The following is a 15,681-nucleotide window of genomic DNA, read 5'->3' as shown; positions in this document are numbered from 1 at the left end:
AGAGTATAAAGGGGTGAGAGAGGAGGTTGCTGGATGCGGGAGTTGCTTTTGCCCTTTTACTTTCCACTGATTCGGTGTTGAGTCTTAAAAATATTTTGTATAACTTTAAATAATCATAAAAAGGATATGGAAGTTCTATCCAATTTTCAATATAAAAAACTCTTTCTTCCGAATATTACGGACAAGATATTAGCCAATAATGCTGATATACAGCTCTATCGGATAGAAAATTACCTTAAAGGCATTCTGATGCCGGTCATTCCGTATCGTACAACGTTTAATTTTATCATTTTCGTTACCAACGGTCATATCAGACAATATCTTGAAAATAAAGAATATCATGCTGGGAAAGGCGGGGTTATCTTTATCAAACAAGGAACCATCACGGCAACTGTAGAATTATCAGACGATATTGAAGGCTTCTTCCTGGCTTATGAAAATAATATCCTGTCTGAACAGGAACTGCCAAAGCATAAAAGCAGTATCTTTTTCATGACTCCTTTCCTGAATCTGGACAGCCTGACTTATGGAACCATTACCCAGCTTCTTCCTATCATGGAGCAGGAGTTGTGGCTAAATAATCTCAATATCAATGATGTAGTAGTAACGATGCTTCATCTTATTTTAATCAAAATGCTGAGCACAGATTCTGATACCCATCACAAATCTGCGACGCGCCCTATGGAATTGTCCCTTCAGTTTCGGGATCTTTTGTTTAAATATCATGTGGGAGAAAAGAGAGTGGCGTTCTATGCCGATAAACTATCTGTAACAGAAAGCTACCTGAATAAATGTGTAAAAGGTGTTACCCAGAAATCCCCAAAACAGTGGATCAATGAGATAGATATCAATTACAGCAAAGCATTACTTCACTCCAGTAAAGATATTGCTGAAATTGCTTACGAACTGAATTTTCATACTGCTTCCCATTTTACCCAGCTTTTCAAAAAAATTGCAGGTATTACTCCAAAGGAATACAGAATACAGTTTTTGAATAACAACAGGATTTCAATATAATAAGGCTGGGAGTAGGAAGCCGGATGCTGGAAGTATTGCAGAAGCTTGATCAAAATGAGTTGAAAGTTCGGAATTTGATTTCAGAACTTCCATCTCCCTGCTTCCTTTCTTCCATTTTCTCACATCCTCTCATTTTCAAGAATTTTCAGAACCAGCCTTTCCTCTTTTGTCAGATCAGCTTTTCCATCATTTTCTTCTATAATTTCCAGTTCGTCAAGGTATTTTTTGATGGTATTGTTTTCGTAAAGATTAATAACTAAAGGATGAACATAATATTTTCTGCAGACAGCTGAGGTATTTCCTAAGTTTTCTGCAACGATCTCCAGAGCTTCTTTTACTTTCTTTTTATATTGAGTATCATTTTCTGCATACCCGATCTCTTTAAAAGCGATCAGAGCACTTACCGTTCCAGACCAGGTCCTGAAATCCTTAGCCGTAAAATCTTCGCCGCTGATCTCTTTTATATATTCATTCACCATACCTGAATCCACAGAATGGCGGTTTCCTTCATCATCAAAATATTGAAAAAGTTCCTTTCCCGGAATATCTTTACATTTCTGAATAAGTCTTGCCAGCCTCTTACTTCTAAGGTCAACGTTATGCATAATGCCTTTTTTGCCTTTAAAAGAGAACGTAATTTTCTGTCCTTTTACCTTGACATGCTTATCCTTTAAAGTAGTCAGTCCAAAAGAACCGTACAGCTTTTCATAAATAGTATTACCAATACGGATATTGGTTCTTTGCATAAGGCTCACAATTAAAGCCAGAATTTTTCGCTTTTCAAAATTTCTCAAAGCAAGATCCTGTTCTATATTCAGCCGCATTTCCGGTAACGCATATCCGAACTGAAGCATTCTGTAAAATTTCGTATGATTTCTTAAAGCGCTCCAAAGAGGGTGGTAGCGGTATTGTTTTCTTTTTTTGATGTCAAAGCCCGTTGCCTGAAGATGCCCGTTGTCAAGGGCGCAGATCCATACATTTTCCCAGGCAGGCGGAAGTACCAGGCTGTTGATTCTTGTAATTTCTTCCTTATCCTTGATCTTTTCACCGTCTTTATAATAGGAATATTTCTTTCCTGTTTTCTTACGGGTAATTCCGGCGGTCTCTGCATCGGTGGTATATACAAGATGTACCGCCTTTGCAGAAGCTTCCGGGTCCTTCATTATTTTAACAATTTTTGAAGGCTTAAGGTGAGAAATCATCTCCAGATCTGTATTCTTCTCCATAAAGCATGGTTAAGAGTTTTTACCCCTCGAAAAAATCAGTAAAAGAATCCCTACTATTATACAGACTAAGAGAATTCCCCACCACATTCCTGCCTTAAAAATTGTTTCTACTGCTTCACAACTTGTTAGTGTCAACAAACTTAATATCATAATACTGTAAAAGCTCCACTTTTTCATAACCATATATTTTGTTGAGGTGTTAGATTCTGAGTCGGTCAGCCCTCCATTTTTTTATAGACCGTTTAATTTCATCTCCTGAGATGTTTTCGTGAAGAGCTCTGTATAAAAGCTCTTTGAACTCATCGTCATAGGTAAATCTCAATGCAGCAATCTGATCAAATCTTAGTTTTTCAACAGTTTCATCCGATCTTTTATTGAAAATTTCAAAATACCGCTGTTGAAATTCCAGAATTACCATTCGGTTTTGAAGCCCCAATGCATAATGCTGCCGCGTCATAAACGCCAGATAAAAAAGCAGAAAAATCACAATAGAAAATAAAATCCAGGTCAGCTGATTTCCCGGGTCATCCCAGATTTTATAAATTCCGAAAATCTCTAACAGGATGAGTAAAGGAAGGTAAATAAAATGATGAGGTGGATAAAACTTCCTGTGGTTATTGTAGTTCTGCTGTTTCATGGAGTTGAATACAGCAATAATCTTTCCAAAAATTTATTATTTTGATAATGTGGTAGTTTTTTTTAGATGAAAATGATTTATTTTATCAAATATGTTTAAGGTTTTAATGTTTTTAAATTATAAATTTATTCCCAATCCATTTACATGTATTAAGTGTCAGAAAGCTTAAATATACTTTTCAAACACAAGGATTGTCATTTAAAAAACAGAATATTAAAAAAGATTTTGTGACTTTAGGGGGTAAATAATCAATGTCGTTTAATACAAAAACATATAAAATCAAACCGCAGATCTCTTCAAAAAGAATTCGGGATAAAATAACAGATTATTAAGTAAAATAGCCGTTAGATTTCAGCTCCAACTTCAAATTTTTCGTAACTTTCGGTGTTTAAAAAAGAAAAGAATGACTTCAAAGGAAAAAGTTGCTGCGCTTCGTGAAGAAATGCAGAAAAATAATGTTGATGCATTTATAGTATATTCTGCAGACCCGCATATGAGCGAATACCTTCCCGAAGAATGGCAGGAGAGAGCTTGGTTGTCAGGTTTCTTAGGTTCTGCTGGTTTTGTGGTAGTTACCAAAGACAAAGCCGGACTTTGGACAGACGGAAGATACTTTACACAAGCTGCTATCGAGCTGGATGGTTCTGGTATCGATCTTTTCAAAGACGGTATGGAAGGAACTCCCAACTATATCGACTGGATTATTTCAGAAATCCCTTCAGGAGGTAAAGTGGCTGTAAATGCTTTAGCAGCCTCTAATGCAAACTGGGAACTGCTTTCTCAGAAATTTAATTCAAAAAATATTACGCTGGTAGATTTTCCGCTTTTAAAAGAAGTTTGGAAAGAAAGAGGAACACCATCTGCTAACCCTATTTTCGTACATCCGGTAGAAAGAGCGGGAAAATCCGTCTCTGATAAAATTGCTGCCATCCGTCAGAAAATGGAAGATCAGGAAGCTACCGTACATATCATATCAAGTCTGGATGACGTAGCATGGACGGCTAACCTGAGAGGAAGTGATGTAGAAAGCAATCCTGTGTTTTTAGGATATATTGTGATTACTAAAAACGATGCTGTTCTATTTACAGGATTAGAAAAAATGGAAGTAGGAGCAAGAAAACAAATGGATGATTCCTTTGTGAAGATGATGCCTTACGAAGAATTCTACAATTACCTGAAGACCTTCAAAAATGAAAAAGTACTGGTTTCTCCAAACAGCAATCAACAGATTTTTGAAACTTTAAAAACAGACAACCAGTTTATCAAAGCTCCGGTTCCTGGTAATTTGATGAAAGCCCAGAAAAACGAAGCTGAGCTGGAAGGGTTCAGAAAAGTAATGGTAAGAGATGGAGTCGCTATGGTAAAATTCCTTTATTGGTTAACTCACAATGCAGGAAAAGAAGCGATGAATGAATATTCTATCGGACAGAAGCTAAGAGGATTCCGTGCAGAAGGTGAAAATTTTGTCGGGGAAAGCTTTGGTTCTATCGTGGGATATAAAGATAATGGTGCTATCATGCATTATTCTGCCAAAAAAGAAGGAAGCAAAGACGTAACCAATGAGGAAACAATCCTGGTAGATTCAGGAGGTCAGTACCTTGAAGGAACTACAGATATTACAAGAACTTTCGCCTTAGGAACACCTTCGGATGAGTTTAAAAGAAATTCAACATTGGTATTACAGGGATTGATCCGTTTATCAATGGTAAAATTCCCAAAAGGAACAAAAGGAGTGCACCTTGATGCTATCGCAAGACTTCCTTTATGGATGGAAGGTAAAGACTTCAACCACGGAACAGGACATGGTGTAGGAAGCTTCATGAATGTACACGAGGGACCCCAAAACATCAGAAAAGACCTGAACCCTCAGGAACTTCTTCCGGGAATGGTATGTTCAAACGAACCTGGATATTACCTTGAAGGACATTATGGAATCCGTCATGAAAACCTGATCGCAGTAAAAGAAGCAGAAAAAACAATTCACGGAACATTCTATGAATTTGAAACCTTAACATTCTGCCCGTTCTTCAAAGATACTGTAGTGAAAGAAATCCTTTCAGAAAGTGAAATCGCATGGTTGAATGGTTACCATAAAACGTGTGAAGAAAAGCTCGCTCCTTATTTGGAAGGAGAAGTTAAAGACTGGTTCCTGCAATTGGTAAGCCCTCTTTAATAAAGTTTAGTTAGGGTTTAAAGTTAATGAAATCATCACTTTATATCTTGAGCTTTAAACATTAAACAAAAGAATTGTTAGATAAACCAAAGTCCTGTAAGGTATTTCCTGCAGGGCTTTTCTTTTTGTACAACCGTATTTTTACGGATATAATTCTAGGGATTCTACTGATTGATAAAAAACGGCGTTGACCTATCTTTGTCCCAACAAAACATCATTCATATCTTCATAAATAACTCAAGTAAATTCAAAACGGTAAATCATCTCGTCCTGAGGTGATTTTTTTTGTTCTCAATTGAAACTTGCATGGCTATACATTCGCTTAAAAAGAATCAATGAAATTGATCTCATCTTCGCTAACTTAAAATAAAATCTTAGAAAAAATGAAAACTTTGCGTTTATAAAGCATGTTGCATTCATCTTTTATCTATTTTCGTGATTCATTAGAACACCCTTATTTTTAAGAATGATGATACAGGATTATTTTCGAAGCTTTAATCTGTTTTCAGAGAACGAAATTGAAGAGTTTCTACAACTTTTCGAAGTCCGGAAGCTGAATAAAAACGACTTTTTCGTACAGGAAGGCGAGCGGTGTAGAGAAGTAGCTTTCATAAACTCCGGAATTTTCCGGTCTTTCTATACTTCCGGTGACGGAAAAGATATGACTTATTGTTTCAAGTTTCCGAACACGATGATTGCGGCTTATTCATCATTTATTTCAGGATGTCTCAGTAAAGAAAGTATTCAGGCTATTACCGATGTAGAATTATTGATCCTGAAAAAAGAAAAAATGGATATTCTGGTTCAGAATGCACTGAACTGGACCCAGTTTTTAAAAATTATTGCTGAACAGGAATATCTTGAACTGGAAAGAAGATTTTTTCAGCTTCAGAGAGACAGTGCGAGCCAAAGGTATGCAGCACTTCTTGAAAATTATCCTGATTATATTCAGAAAATTCCATTACAGTATTTATCTTCTTACCTGGGAATTACACAGCGGCATTTGAGTCGTATCAGAAAGGAAGTTTCTTTTTAGACATTTGTCCTGTTCATTGAAATGGGAGCGCTATACTTTTGTCAAAAAAAGTTATGGAGCAAAATATTTTAATCATTGGAGGAAATGGATTGGTTGGAAAAACTATTTCCCGCATTCTGAAATCAAGAAACCCTCATCTTACCATTTTTATTGGAGGAAGAAAAGGTGGACAAACGGATAAAGACCTGAGAATCGACGTTACAGATCCTGCTTCTTTTAAGGTTATTCTGGAAAAAAAAATAAACCTCATCATTCTTTCTGTGAATGATAGAGAAGATCATATACTTCGTTTTGCGATTGCTCATCATATAGATTATCTGGATATCACCAAGCCTACTCCGGCCTTGGTAAAAGCTTATGCTATTGCCGGAAAAGCAGACGTAAACAGCAGAATTGTTTTCAGTTCAGGATGGATGGGCGGAATTGTACCGGGATTGGTCAATACTCTTTCCAGTTCAGATGATATTAAGGAAGTAAAGGTATTTGTTTATTATTCGGTAAAAGATCTGGCAGGAGAGAGTTCAGCTCATTTTATGGCAGAAAACGTAGCTGTTCCTTTTGTACATTATAAGAACGACAGGCCTGTTTCTATCAGACACTTTCTGGATACGGAACCTTTTAAGTTCTCTTTTGGAATAGGAGAGAGAAAGGCTTACAATTTTGATGTACCAGATCTTTATATTCTTAATAAGGTGGAACGAATTCCCGGAGTAAGTGTAAAAATGACCTATAATTCTAAATTCATTACATGGCTGCTGGGATCCTTTCAGTACCTTAGAATTTTTAATATTTTATCATTAAAAGAAAGAAAAATGATTTTTGGATCCAGTGGAAACGGAGATCAGTCTGTGTTTGAAATTGTGGTAAAAGATAAAGAAGGTCAGAAGAAACTGAGCTTACGAAGTATGAAAGGACAGGCAGAACTTACTGCTTTATCTGCTGTTCTGCATACCGAAGAACTGCTGAGAAATCCCCATGAAAATAATGTGTATTTCAGCCATCAGCTGCATGAGCCTTTATCATTAATGACACAGCTTCATAGCTATGAAACCATCAATATCGATATCACACAATGAAAAAAATAGCAATTATCAACGGGCATCCCAATAAAGATTCTTTCAACTTTGGCGTGGCAGAAGTTTACAGTGCAGGAGCTGCAGAAACAGGCGCAGAAGTAAAGGAAATTGTTATAAGAGATTTAAACTTTAATCCTAATCTGCAGTTTGGATACCAGAAAAGAATGGAACTGGAACCGGATCTGATGAAAGCATGGGAGATTATTCAGTGGGCTGACCATTTGGTGTGGGTACATCCTGTCTGGTGGGGAGGATTTCCAGCTTTGATGAAAGGATTTATAGATCGCCTTTTCTTACCGGGAATGGCTTATAAATACCGGGAGAATTCTGTGTGGTGGGATAAACTTTTAAAAGGAAAAACGGCACATATAATTACCACTTTAGATCAGCCGGGCTGGTATTACCGTTTGTTTTTTGGCAGACCCAGCGTGAATCAGCTTAAAAAATCCATATTGGAATATTGCGGCGTAAAACCTGTAAAACTGACCTATATCGGGATCATCCGGAATTCTAAAGATGAGCAGAGGGGGCAATGGTTGAGAAAAGTGAAGGAATTAGGGAGGAAACAGAAATAATCTATAAATTTTAAGATGTAGAGTTGATGATAACTTTATCCGGTAATAATTGATTTTTTATTACCGGATAAAGGTTTCTCTGTTAAAGTAAAAATACTGCTGTTTTGCCATTTTACAATCCTTTTTTCCCCTCAATCCAGTATGCCTGTGATTTTATACATTTGGGAGAAACTCCTTTGGCCTTAAGAAACTTCCTGATCAGAGACATTCTTTCTCCGTTTCCGGTGAGGTAGAAAACAGCATCATCATTATAAATAGCTTCTTTTTCCTCCCTCAGAAAATCATTCAGCGCTTCAATCATCCTCATGGTATTGTTTTTGGGGCTGTGATAGCCATATAAATTCAGTTTTTCAAGAGCAGAACATTCTTCCAGTTCATGAAGGCAGATGAATAAAGAACCATTTTCTTCCACGGCTTCTTTGATCGAAAGTGAACTTCCCAGTGAAGTTTCGTCACCCACAGAAAAATGAATTTTTGCGTTGGGAGCAAAGAATTGTTTTCCTCTGGGCATTAAAAGCTTTATAGAATCTCCGGCAGAAAGCTGGGTAACAAAATAGCTTCCGGCAGCAGATGTATCATGTAGGTGAAATAGGATATCAAAAGTGCCGGCCTCCTGGTTGAAATTAAAGGGAGAATAATTCCGGAAATCGCGGCCATTGATTCTTATCGCTATTGCATACGCAGGTTCGTAAGAAACATCCTGTAAGTCAGCCTGAAAACGGACAAGACGAAGATCATTCGTAATTTTTTCTATCTGGATAACCGTACAGTCTTTAAATTTTGAGGACCAGACATTTTCTACAGTGTCGTTGATCCATTTTGGTAAACTCGGCATAAATCATTTTTATTGCAAAGGACGTTGCAAAATCAGAAAATACCGATAGCTGTTTCGGGGGAATAATTGGACTATTCGTGGTTAGTGTTTGTTTTGATGTAGATTCCGGAATTCTGATGGAGATTGGTCTTCCAGTTTGGAAAATAAGCGGCTGAAATAAGTATGGTCACTATATCCCAATTCATAAGCGATCTCTTTTACACTTAGGCTCGTAAAGACCAGCAATCTTTTAGCTTCAATTAAAATCTCCTGATGAATCCAGTGTTGTGCAGGTTTTCCGGTTGCTTCCCGGACAGCCTCCGTCAAATATCCTCTTGTGATATTTAAAATTTCTGCATATTCGGATGGACTTTTCGAGGTTTTGAAATCCTTTCGAACCAAGCTTCTGAACGTTCTCGATAACTGTAAAGCCCGGTTTTCACTGGAAGCAGGAGGTAGATTCTTCTGGGAATAAATCAAGGCAAACATACCCAGGAATGCATTAAGCAATGAATGAACAACCAGAAATCCTTCTTTGGAGGAAAGCATCTCGTTTGTATAAGAGGCATGAAGCATACTGGCTGTTGTGGTTATTTTTTTAATGAGTTTTTTGTCAATAAGCAGTGGCTGTATTTCACCCAGAGATTCATCAAAAAAAGCACGTACCATATCAGGAACAAGTTCCGCTTTTACAGCTACAAACCATCCGCAAACGTCTTTCATCAAAAGTCCCTGATGGGCCTGCCCCGGCAATACACAGAAAATACCGGAATCTTTTGATTCAATTGTTTTAAAATCTACCATCATTTTTACATGACCGCTTTCCATACAGGTGAAAATGTAATGACTGTCCCGGTGTATTCCTTTGTCTAAAAGAATATCTTCAGCATCCTGAGTCCGTTTATCCATTCTTTTAACATGGAATCTGTGGTGAGAAATGCCGTTTAAATCGTAAGTAGGAATAGTCTGTTTCATCTGTAAGCCAGTTGTGATGAGGATAAATACGCAACCGTAAAATTACGTATTTTCACGGTTTTACATCCGGAATATTAATCTCAAATTCGCGGTGCATAATGATAATATTTTCTTTAGATCAGATTTTATATGAATATACAACGGGATTCGGAACAGAAAGAAACCTGTTCCGGATTTTATTTTGCTTTTGAAAATGCCATTTTTATCGCTAAATAGGTTAACACACTGGCCATAAACCATTTCTGAATCTTTATCCAGACCGGATTATTGGAAAAGAATAAGGCAACTCTTGCAGCAGTTAATACAATGATAAAGTTAATGGTGAAGCTGATTAGAACCTGAATTACTCCAAGTTCAAGGCTCTGCGTGAATACGGAACCATACTCAGGTTTGATGAACTGAGGAAAGAAAGACAGGTAAAAGACAGCCACTTTCGGATTTAATACATTCGTTAAAAAACCAATGGTAAAAAGCTTTTTGGGACTGTCATGAGCAACATTCTTATCAACATCAAAAATATTCCTGCTTTTTGGTTTTACAGCCTGATAGGCCAGATATAAAAGATAGACCGTTCCCAGGGCTTTAAGAACGGTATAAGCCAATGGAACAGCCAGCAAAACTGCAGTCAGACCAAAAGATACCATGATAATGTGGAACAAAAACCCGCACACTACTCCGGCCAAGGAAATAAATCCGGACTTTTTCCCTTGTGTTATAGACTTTGAAATCAGGTAAATCATATTAGGACCGGGACTGATCACTAAGATGAGTGCAGCCAGGATGAAAAATATAAGTTCGTGAAATGGAATCATTGACAGTAGTTATTTAAACGGGAGTATTCCCGGCACAAAGATACAGACTGTCCCTGATCCGATATTATAAAAAATTGCAGAAATATTAATTTTTACTCAATTAAATTTTATTTTCCACTTGAATGTGATTTAAAATAAATAGCAGTCTGTTTTTTTTTGTAAATTTCAACACATAAAATAATTATCATTCACAAATAAATAGTATCATGACTACTGAAAACATCTTTGAAGCCATCAGAAAATGGAAAAATCTTATTGATTCTTATAAAAACGGAATTGATACAAATGGGGCAGAAATTTTGAATTTTTTAAATCAGGGAACTCATTTCAGTGTTTCAGGTGACGAAATTGAACAATGGAAACAGAATCTTGGAACCGTAGAATTGAAGACAATTCATGCGTATGTAGGTATTCATGAGGAGCAGCTGAAATTTTTTCTGATTGATTCTAAAAGTGATAAGGATGCCGATTTTAGTACCATCATTATTAAAGAATTTTCAAGCAAATTTCCTGAAGAGAAGATGGAGAGCAGCAATGACCGAGAAGTGATATCACCTCCAATTACGTCTGAATCAGCCATTAACCGTAATTTCAGATGGAACATGTTCGGTACATCATGGATACAGGCTCAGAAAACAGAAGCTATTTTTCAGCTGATTTCAATTCCGTTTTCAGATTATGATAAAATGGGAATTACAGGAGGACAAACCTGTACCAGTTTCTTTGGACTTACCGATGATCTGGAGAAAAAAGATCCGGAGTTTCCTTATCATATCGAAATTATAACAGTGAAAAGCCTTGCGATTAATCATATGAGTGAGACTGCAGAAAATTATTCTACTCCAAGACCTCCTTTTACCGTTGATACTCTTAATGATTATCAACTTTTGAAGCAAAGCACCAGTGTTTTCGTATAACAGCTTATCCCTGTATTTACAAATTATTATTAACCTGGTCTTATGTACAGGACTGATTGTATTGGTAAGAGAAGGGATAAAAACAAAACTTCCTGTGATTATACTTCTCTCAGGAGAATTCATGCTGGAGCTGACGGACTTGGCGGACCGGCTGATGAAATTAAATACACTCAATATTTACAACTATATATTGAGCCAGTTTTTTGGCTTAATGATTCTTACTGTGATTTATAGCAACTACTACATCCGGCTTTCCCGTGAGCTAAGGTGGATGATCTATGGTTATGCAATATTGATACTGATTATTAATGTGTTGTGTGTGCAGGATAATACACAGGTTACTTTTTATTCCAATATTATCACCAGTATTATTATTTGTAGTTATGCCGCCTCTTATTTTATGAAGATCATAAGGGAAGGGAAGGCAGATCGGGATATGTTTATCGTGAACGTCATTGTTTTCCTGTTTTTTTCTATTGAATGCATCATATCCACGACCTTTAATTTTTTAATCAGCAACCATCTGAGTTGGGTAGCACCTATCTGGCTTTTTAGAGGCATCTTGCTATTGTCTTTTTATATTGCTTTTATTAATCTGGGATGTGGCGTTGGGAAAATCAGGATCAGATAGTTCTATGGATATGGATCGGTATTGGACTATTTTTTTTAACAACGTTATTCATTACGTTATTGGTTATTAATTATTTGAAAAGTATAAAGAAAAATAAACAGAAAGTATCTCAGCTGGTCCGGAATACAAAAAAGGAATATTGGGAGAATACACTGCTTTTACAGGAACAGGACAGGGAGCGTCTTGCAGAAGAACTTCATGATAATATTATCTCACAGTTGAATCTCATCCGTCTGAATCTTACGGATAAAAACCCCGAAGAGCTTAATCGCGATCTAAAAAAATCCATGCAGCTGATAAGGGAATTATCTCATAATCTTACACCGCCGGATCTTGATGAAGTTGAGTTGGAAGATTTGATTGCAGACTATCTTGAACAGGTTAATAAAAATATAGAAGTCATTTTCCGCCATATTACGATAAGAGCTCCGATCAGCAGTCCGGTAAAACTGAACCTTTTCAGAATTGTTCAGGAACTGATCACCAATATTCTGAAACATGCTGGAGCTACCAGAGTAGATGTATCCCTGAGAATATCTCTAAACTATCTGATGCTGACCATAGAAGATAACGGGAGAGGTTTTATCATGGAACCCCACTTAGGAGGTATAGGATTGAGGAATATTCAGTCAAGAGCACAAAAAATTCAAGCCATTTATAAACTTAAAACACAGCCCGAAAAAGGCACAAAATTCATAGCCTGTATGGCCATACAATAAAATAAACATGGAACACACAAAAATTAAAATCGGAATTGTAGATGATGACCTGCTGTTTGTACAGCTTTTGAAAAAATATATTGATCATAATGGAGAGTATCAAGTTACGCTGACCTCAACAGGCGGCTATCAATTTCTCACCGAGGATTCCGTATCTTTAGATATTCTGATTCTGGACCTGAGAATGACGAATGGTGATGGCCTTGAAGTAATGTCTGAACTGGCCAAAAGAGAAACGGAGACAAAAATCATTGTTCTTTCCAGTTTTTACCGCCGTTCATTTATGGGACAAATGCTGAAAATGGGAGCCCATGCTTTTTTACCCAAAGAAATTGAATTAGAAGAATTATTGGCCGTCATCAAAACTGTTCACCACACAGGACATTACTTTTCCAATGATCAGATTGATGTCATGAGAAGTCAGCTTTCCAATAAGCTTCCGGAGTTTCATGCCTTTTCAAAGAATGAGCTTACCGATAGAGAAGTGGATGTTCTGCGGCTGGTTTGTCAACAGCTCAGCACTAAGGAAATAGCTGATTCTCTTTTTATTTCTCCCAAAACTGTAGAAACCCATAAAACCAACCTGATGATCAAAACAGGAGTGAAAAATATGGCAGGTCTCGTTATTTACGCAGTGCAGAATCAGGTTATAGATCCGAACGAAATCGTATTATTTGATAAATAGTTTTATCCAAAAAAAGAATCAGGGAGTACATGAATGCACTCCCTGATAACAAGAAATCTAAAAATACACTATAATTTAGGATTCAATACTTTAGCAATAGAAACCGCATCTGCTACAGTGTCCAGGCTATAGATCTGCAGAATACCCTGAGTGGTAGCTGCCTGACCTAAAATGTTCTGTTGGTTTTGTGCATTCACTGCATTTTCAAACATAATTCCTGTAGAATGTGCTGCAGATTGATATACGTTACTTAAAGCCATTGCAGGAGATTCTGCTACTACTTTTACGTTCGATTGTGTTACTGCGTCTGTGATTTGTTCGTTTACTGGCATAATGATTATTGTTTATTTGGGTTAAAAGTATCCGGATTCTCCGGTTGTTTAAAATAATTATTTAAGGCTTTCCTCAAAAATGAATTACGGATTAAGGATCTTAGCCATAGAAACAGCATCAGCAATGGTATCCAGACTGTAGATCTGTGCGATACCCTGTGTAGTAGCTGCCTGAGTTACAATGTTCTGTTGGTTTTGCGCGCTCACTGCATTTTCAAACATAATTCCTGTAGAATGTGCTGCTGTCTGATATACGTTGCTTAAAGCTACTGCAGGAGATTCTGCAACTACCTTTACGTTCGACTGTGTTACTGCGTCTGTGATTTGTTCGTTTACTGGCATAATGATTATTGTTTATTTGGGTTAAAAACAACCGGCTTTTCCGGTTGTTCGGGCAATGGTATTTAAGCTTTTCGCAAAAATGGATTAAGGATTAAGGATTTTAGCCATAGAAACAGCATCAGCAATGGTATCCAGACTGTAGATCTGAGTGATTCCTTGTGTAGTAGCTGCTTGAGTGACAATGTTTTGCTGGTTTTGTGCATTTATTGCATTTTCAAACATGATTCCTGTAGAATGGGCTGCTGATTGATATACGTTGGCAAGTGCCATTGCAGGAGATTCTGCTACTACTTTTACGTTCGATTGTGTTACTGCGTCTGTGATTTTTTCGTTTACTGGCATAATGATTATTGTTTATTTGGGTTAAAATAACCGGGTTTTCCGGTGGTATAAAATTGTTTTATTTGCGGTCTGCAAAAATGGATTAAGGTTTAAGGATTTTAGCAATGGAGATGGCATCAGCTATAGTATCTTTACTGTAGATTTGAGTGATCCCTTGTGTGGTAGCTGCTTGCGTTACGATATTGTGCTGATTTTGAGCAGTCATCGCATTTTCAAACATAATTCCTGTAGAATGGGCAGCAGATTGATACACGTTACTCAAAGCCATTGCAGGAGATTCTGCAACTACCTTTACGTTCGACTGTGTTACTGCATCTGTGATTTGTTCGTTAACTGGCATAATGATTATTGTTTATTAGGTTAAAAAACGACCGGATTTTCCGGCTGAGAATTACTTTTTATCAAAAAAGTGTAAAAATTAAGGCTTAAGAATCTTAGCAATGGAAACCGCATCTGCTACCGTATCCAGGCTGTAGATCTGCAGAATACCCTGAGTGGTAGCTGCCTGCCCTAAAATATTCTGTTGGTTTTGTGCATTCACTGCATTTTCAAACATAATTCCTGTAGAATGGGCTGCAGATTGGTACACGTTGGCTAAAGCCATTGCAGGAGATTCTCCTACTACTTTCACGTTCGATTGCGTTACTGCGTCTGTGATTTGTTCATTAACTGGCATAATTGTTTTTGTTTTTTGTTGAGATCTGATCTCGGTTAATAATTATTGAGGTAAACTAGTTTTGTATTTTATTTTAAACTCACTACAGATCCTGCAGATGATACATTTCAAAGGCATTGGTATTGACAGGTTATGAATAAATTAGACTTGAGGGGTGGCTCTGAATACAATGGTTGAAACCCTTATCTGTAAAATCTGTGTGAGTTTAAAGCATATTTCCTGATAAAAGGATGTGGCTTTTATTTTTAATATCTGTCTTAAAAATAAATTTCTACTGCAGGTATGCTGGCAATGCTGGATTCCTTTGGGCTAAAGATGGATTCTGAATGATTGCTTCTGTACATAGACAGAATCTGAAAGACGGTGCAAATAAATGTTGACCTGATTGTATATATGTTGAGGGCACCGGATTTCATCTCTGCAGGGAAATAAACCACATCCGTAGTTTGGGTTGAACTGAAATTAGAAACGTCCTTTCCTAATGGTCTCCAGTTCTTTTATTTTCATATTCTTTGGACTCATTTTTTTTAGACCCATGACATAGCTGCCGATTGCCGTCATGTTATTTCGTTGCTGGTTCAGGGCAGAATTGATCTGCATTGCACCTGTAGAATGCGCATTTACCTGTGTTGAAATGGCGTTAGGTACAGCGGTAGACATTCCCATAATTATAGTATCGATTTCGTTCATAATATC

The 15,681-nt window shown here is 37.0% G+C and carries 20 protein-coding genes; 9 read left to right on the top strand and 11 right to left on the bottom strand.

Going from position 1 to position 15,681, the window contains the following annotated elements; genetic code table 11:
• Nucleotides 1–126: 126 nt before the first annotated feature.
• Nucleotides 127–1,017 carry a helix-turn-helix domain-containing protein gene (locus ACTJIP_RS02290; protein WP_077418506.1) on the top strand — a complete coding sequence of 297 codons (891 nt, stop codon included), beginning with the start codon at nt 127–129 and terminating at the stop codon, nt 1,015–1,017.
• A gap of 119 nt (nt 1,018–1,136) precedes the next feature.
• On the opposite strand, the gene ACTJIP_RS02285 is transcribed toward ACTJIP_RS02290, so the two are convergent.
• Nucleotides 1,137–2,243 carry a DNA topoisomerase IB gene (locus ACTJIP_RS02285; RefSeq protein WP_440704075.1) on the bottom strand — a complete coding sequence of 369 codons (1,107 nt, stop codon included), beginning with the start codon at nt 2,241–2,243 and terminating at the stop codon, nt 1,137–1,139.
• A 199-nt stretch (nt 2,244–2,442) separates the two neighbouring features.
• Nucleotides 2,443–2,880, bottom strand: a complete 438-nt coding sequence (locus tag ACTJIP_RS02280; RefSeq protein ID WP_047387789.1) for a DUF6526 family protein — start codon at nt 2,878–2,880, stop codon at nt 2,443–2,445.
• 403 nt (nt 2,881–3,283) lie between these two features.
• Here ACTJIP_RS02280 and ACTJIP_RS02275 point away from each other — a divergent pair, with 403 nt between their 5' ends.
• The 4 genes from ACTJIP_RS02275 to ACTJIP_RS02260 all read left to right on the top strand — a co-directional run bounded on the left by ACTJIP_RS02275 (nt 3,284) and on the right by ACTJIP_RS02260 (nt 7,740).
• Nucleotides 3,284–5,053 (top strand): aminopeptidase P family protein, encoded by a 1,770-nt coding sequence (locus ACTJIP_RS02275; protein WP_440704074.1) that lies wholly within the window; start codon nt 3,284–3,286, stop codon nt 5,051–5,053.
• Nucleotides 5,054–5,522: 469 nt separating this feature from the next.
• Nucleotides 5,523–6,089 carry a Crp/Fnr family transcriptional regulator gene (locus ACTJIP_RS02270; protein ID WP_219073248.1) on the top strand — a complete coding sequence of 189 codons (567 nt, stop codon included), beginning with the start codon at nt 5,523–5,525 and terminating at the stop codon, nt 6,087–6,089.
• A 53-nt stretch (nt 6,090–6,142) separates the two neighbouring features.
• A complete protein-coding gene (locus ACTJIP_RS02265) occupies nt 6,143–7,165 on the top strand; it encodes a saccharopine dehydrogenase (protein ID WP_077418510.1) in 1,023 nt (340 codons plus the stop codon).
• The gene (locus ACTJIP_RS02260) at nt 7,162–7,740 is read left to right on the top strand and encodes an NAD(P)H-dependent oxidoreductase (RefSeq protein ID WP_077418511.1); all 579 of its coding nucleotides are present in this window, start codon (nt 7,162–7,164) and stop codon (nt 7,738–7,740) included. The genes ACTJIP_RS02265 and ACTJIP_RS02260 overlap by 4 nt, the downstream gene beginning before the upstream one ends.
• Before the next feature lie 112 nt (nt 7,741–7,852).
• Here the strand turns inward: ACTJIP_RS02260 and ACTJIP_RS02255 are convergent, their stop codons facing one another.
• The 3 genes from ACTJIP_RS02255 to ACTJIP_RS02245 form a co-directional block, all read right to left on the bottom strand.
• Nucleotides 7,853–8,575 carry an FAD-binding oxidoreductase gene (locus ACTJIP_RS02255; protein ID WP_219073049.1) on the bottom strand — a complete coding sequence of 241 codons (723 nt, stop codon included), beginning with the start codon at nt 8,573–8,575 and terminating at the stop codon, nt 7,853–7,855.
• 81 nt (nt 8,576–8,656) lie between these two features.
• A complete protein-coding gene (locus ACTJIP_RS02250) occupies nt 8,657–9,529 on the bottom strand; it encodes a helix-turn-helix domain-containing protein (RefSeq protein ID WP_428169256.1) in 873 nt (290 codons plus the stop codon).
• A 176-nt stretch (nt 9,530–9,705) separates the two neighbouring features.
• Nucleotides 9,706–10,341, bottom strand: a complete 636-nt coding sequence (locus ACTJIP_RS02245) for a LysE family translocator (protein WP_440704073.1) — start codon at nt 10,339–10,341, stop codon at nt 9,706–9,708.
• A 206-nt stretch (nt 10,342–10,547) separates the two neighbouring features.
• Here ACTJIP_RS02245 and ACTJIP_RS02240 point away from each other — a divergent pair, with 206 nt between their 5' ends.
• From ACTJIP_RS02240 to ACTJIP_RS02225, 4 genes are all read left to right on the top strand, one after another.
• The gene (locus tag ACTJIP_RS02240; RefSeq protein ID WP_440704072.1) at nt 10,548–11,258 is read left to right on the top strand and encodes a hypothetical protein; all 711 of its coding nucleotides are present in this window, start codon (nt 10,548–10,550) and stop codon (nt 11,256–11,258) included.
• On the top strand, nt 11,245–11,889 hold the full coding sequence (locus ACTJIP_RS02235; RefSeq protein WP_180564201.1) for a hypothetical protein: 645 nt from the start codon (nt 11,245–11,247) through the stop codon (nt 11,887–11,889). The genes ACTJIP_RS02240 and ACTJIP_RS02235 overlap by 14 nt, the downstream gene beginning before the upstream one ends.
• Before the next feature lie 74 nt (nt 11,890–11,963).
• Nucleotides 11,964–12,608, top strand: coding sequence for a sensor histidine kinase (locus ACTJIP_RS02230; RefSeq protein WP_180564200.1), 645 nt, complete (start codon nt 11,964–11,966; stop codon nt 12,606–12,608).
• A gap of 7 nt (nt 12,609–12,615) precedes the next feature.
• Nucleotides 12,616–13,293, top strand: coding sequence for a response regulator transcription factor (locus ACTJIP_RS02225; protein ID WP_440704071.1), 678 nt, complete (start codon nt 12,616–12,618; stop codon nt 13,291–13,293).
• A 68-nt stretch (nt 13,294–13,361) separates the two neighbouring features.
• Here the strand turns inward: ACTJIP_RS02225 and ACTJIP_RS02220 are convergent, their stop codons facing one another.
• The 6 genes from ACTJIP_RS02220 to ACTJIP_RS02195 all read right to left on the bottom strand — a co-directional run bounded on the left by ACTJIP_RS02220 (nt 13,362) and on the right by ACTJIP_RS02195 (nt 15,675).
• Complete coding sequence (locus ACTJIP_RS02220) at nt 13,362–13,625, bottom strand: RebB family R body protein (RefSeq protein WP_047378387.1); 264 nt, start codon at nt 13,623–13,625, stop codon at nt 13,362–13,364.
• 84 nt (nt 13,626–13,709) lie between these two features.
• Nucleotides 13,710–13,967 (bottom strand): RebB family R body protein, encoded by a 258-nt coding sequence (locus ACTJIP_RS02215; protein WP_047421299.1) that lies wholly within the window; start codon nt 13,965–13,967, stop codon nt 13,710–13,712.
• Between the two features lie 84 nt (nt 13,968–14,051).
• Nucleotides 14,052–14,309 carry a RebB family R body protein gene (locus tag ACTJIP_RS02210; RefSeq protein ID WP_077418519.1) on the bottom strand — a complete coding sequence of 86 codons (258 nt, stop codon included), beginning with the start codon at nt 14,307–14,309 and terminating at the stop codon, nt 14,052–14,054.
• An 82-nt stretch (nt 14,310–14,391) separates the two neighbouring features.
• Nucleotides 14,392–14,649, bottom strand: a complete 258-nt coding sequence (locus ACTJIP_RS02205; protein ID WP_077418520.1) for a RebB family R body protein — start codon at nt 14,647–14,649, stop codon at nt 14,392–14,394.
• Nucleotides 14,650–14,727: 78 nt separating this feature from the next.
• A complete protein-coding gene (locus ACTJIP_RS02200; RefSeq protein WP_047378383.1) occupies nt 14,728–14,985 on the bottom strand; it encodes a RebB family R body protein in 258 nt (85 codons plus the stop codon).
• 462 nt (nt 14,986–15,447) lie between these two features.
• Entirely contained in the window at nt 15,448–15,675 is a 228-nt protein-coding gene (locus tag ACTJIP_RS02195) for a hypothetical protein (protein WP_440704070.1), read from the bottom strand.
• Nucleotides 15,676–15,681 lie beyond the last annotated feature (6 nt).

The sequence above is a fragment of the Chryseobacterium sp. 22543 genome (assembly GCF_052044565.1).
Classification (GTDB): domain Bacteria; phylum Bacteroidota; class Bacteroidia; order Flavobacteriales; family Weeksellaceae; genus Chryseobacterium.
The sequence above is the reverse complement of the archived record's forward strand: the minus strand, read 5'-3'. Positions and strand labels throughout refer to the sequence as shown.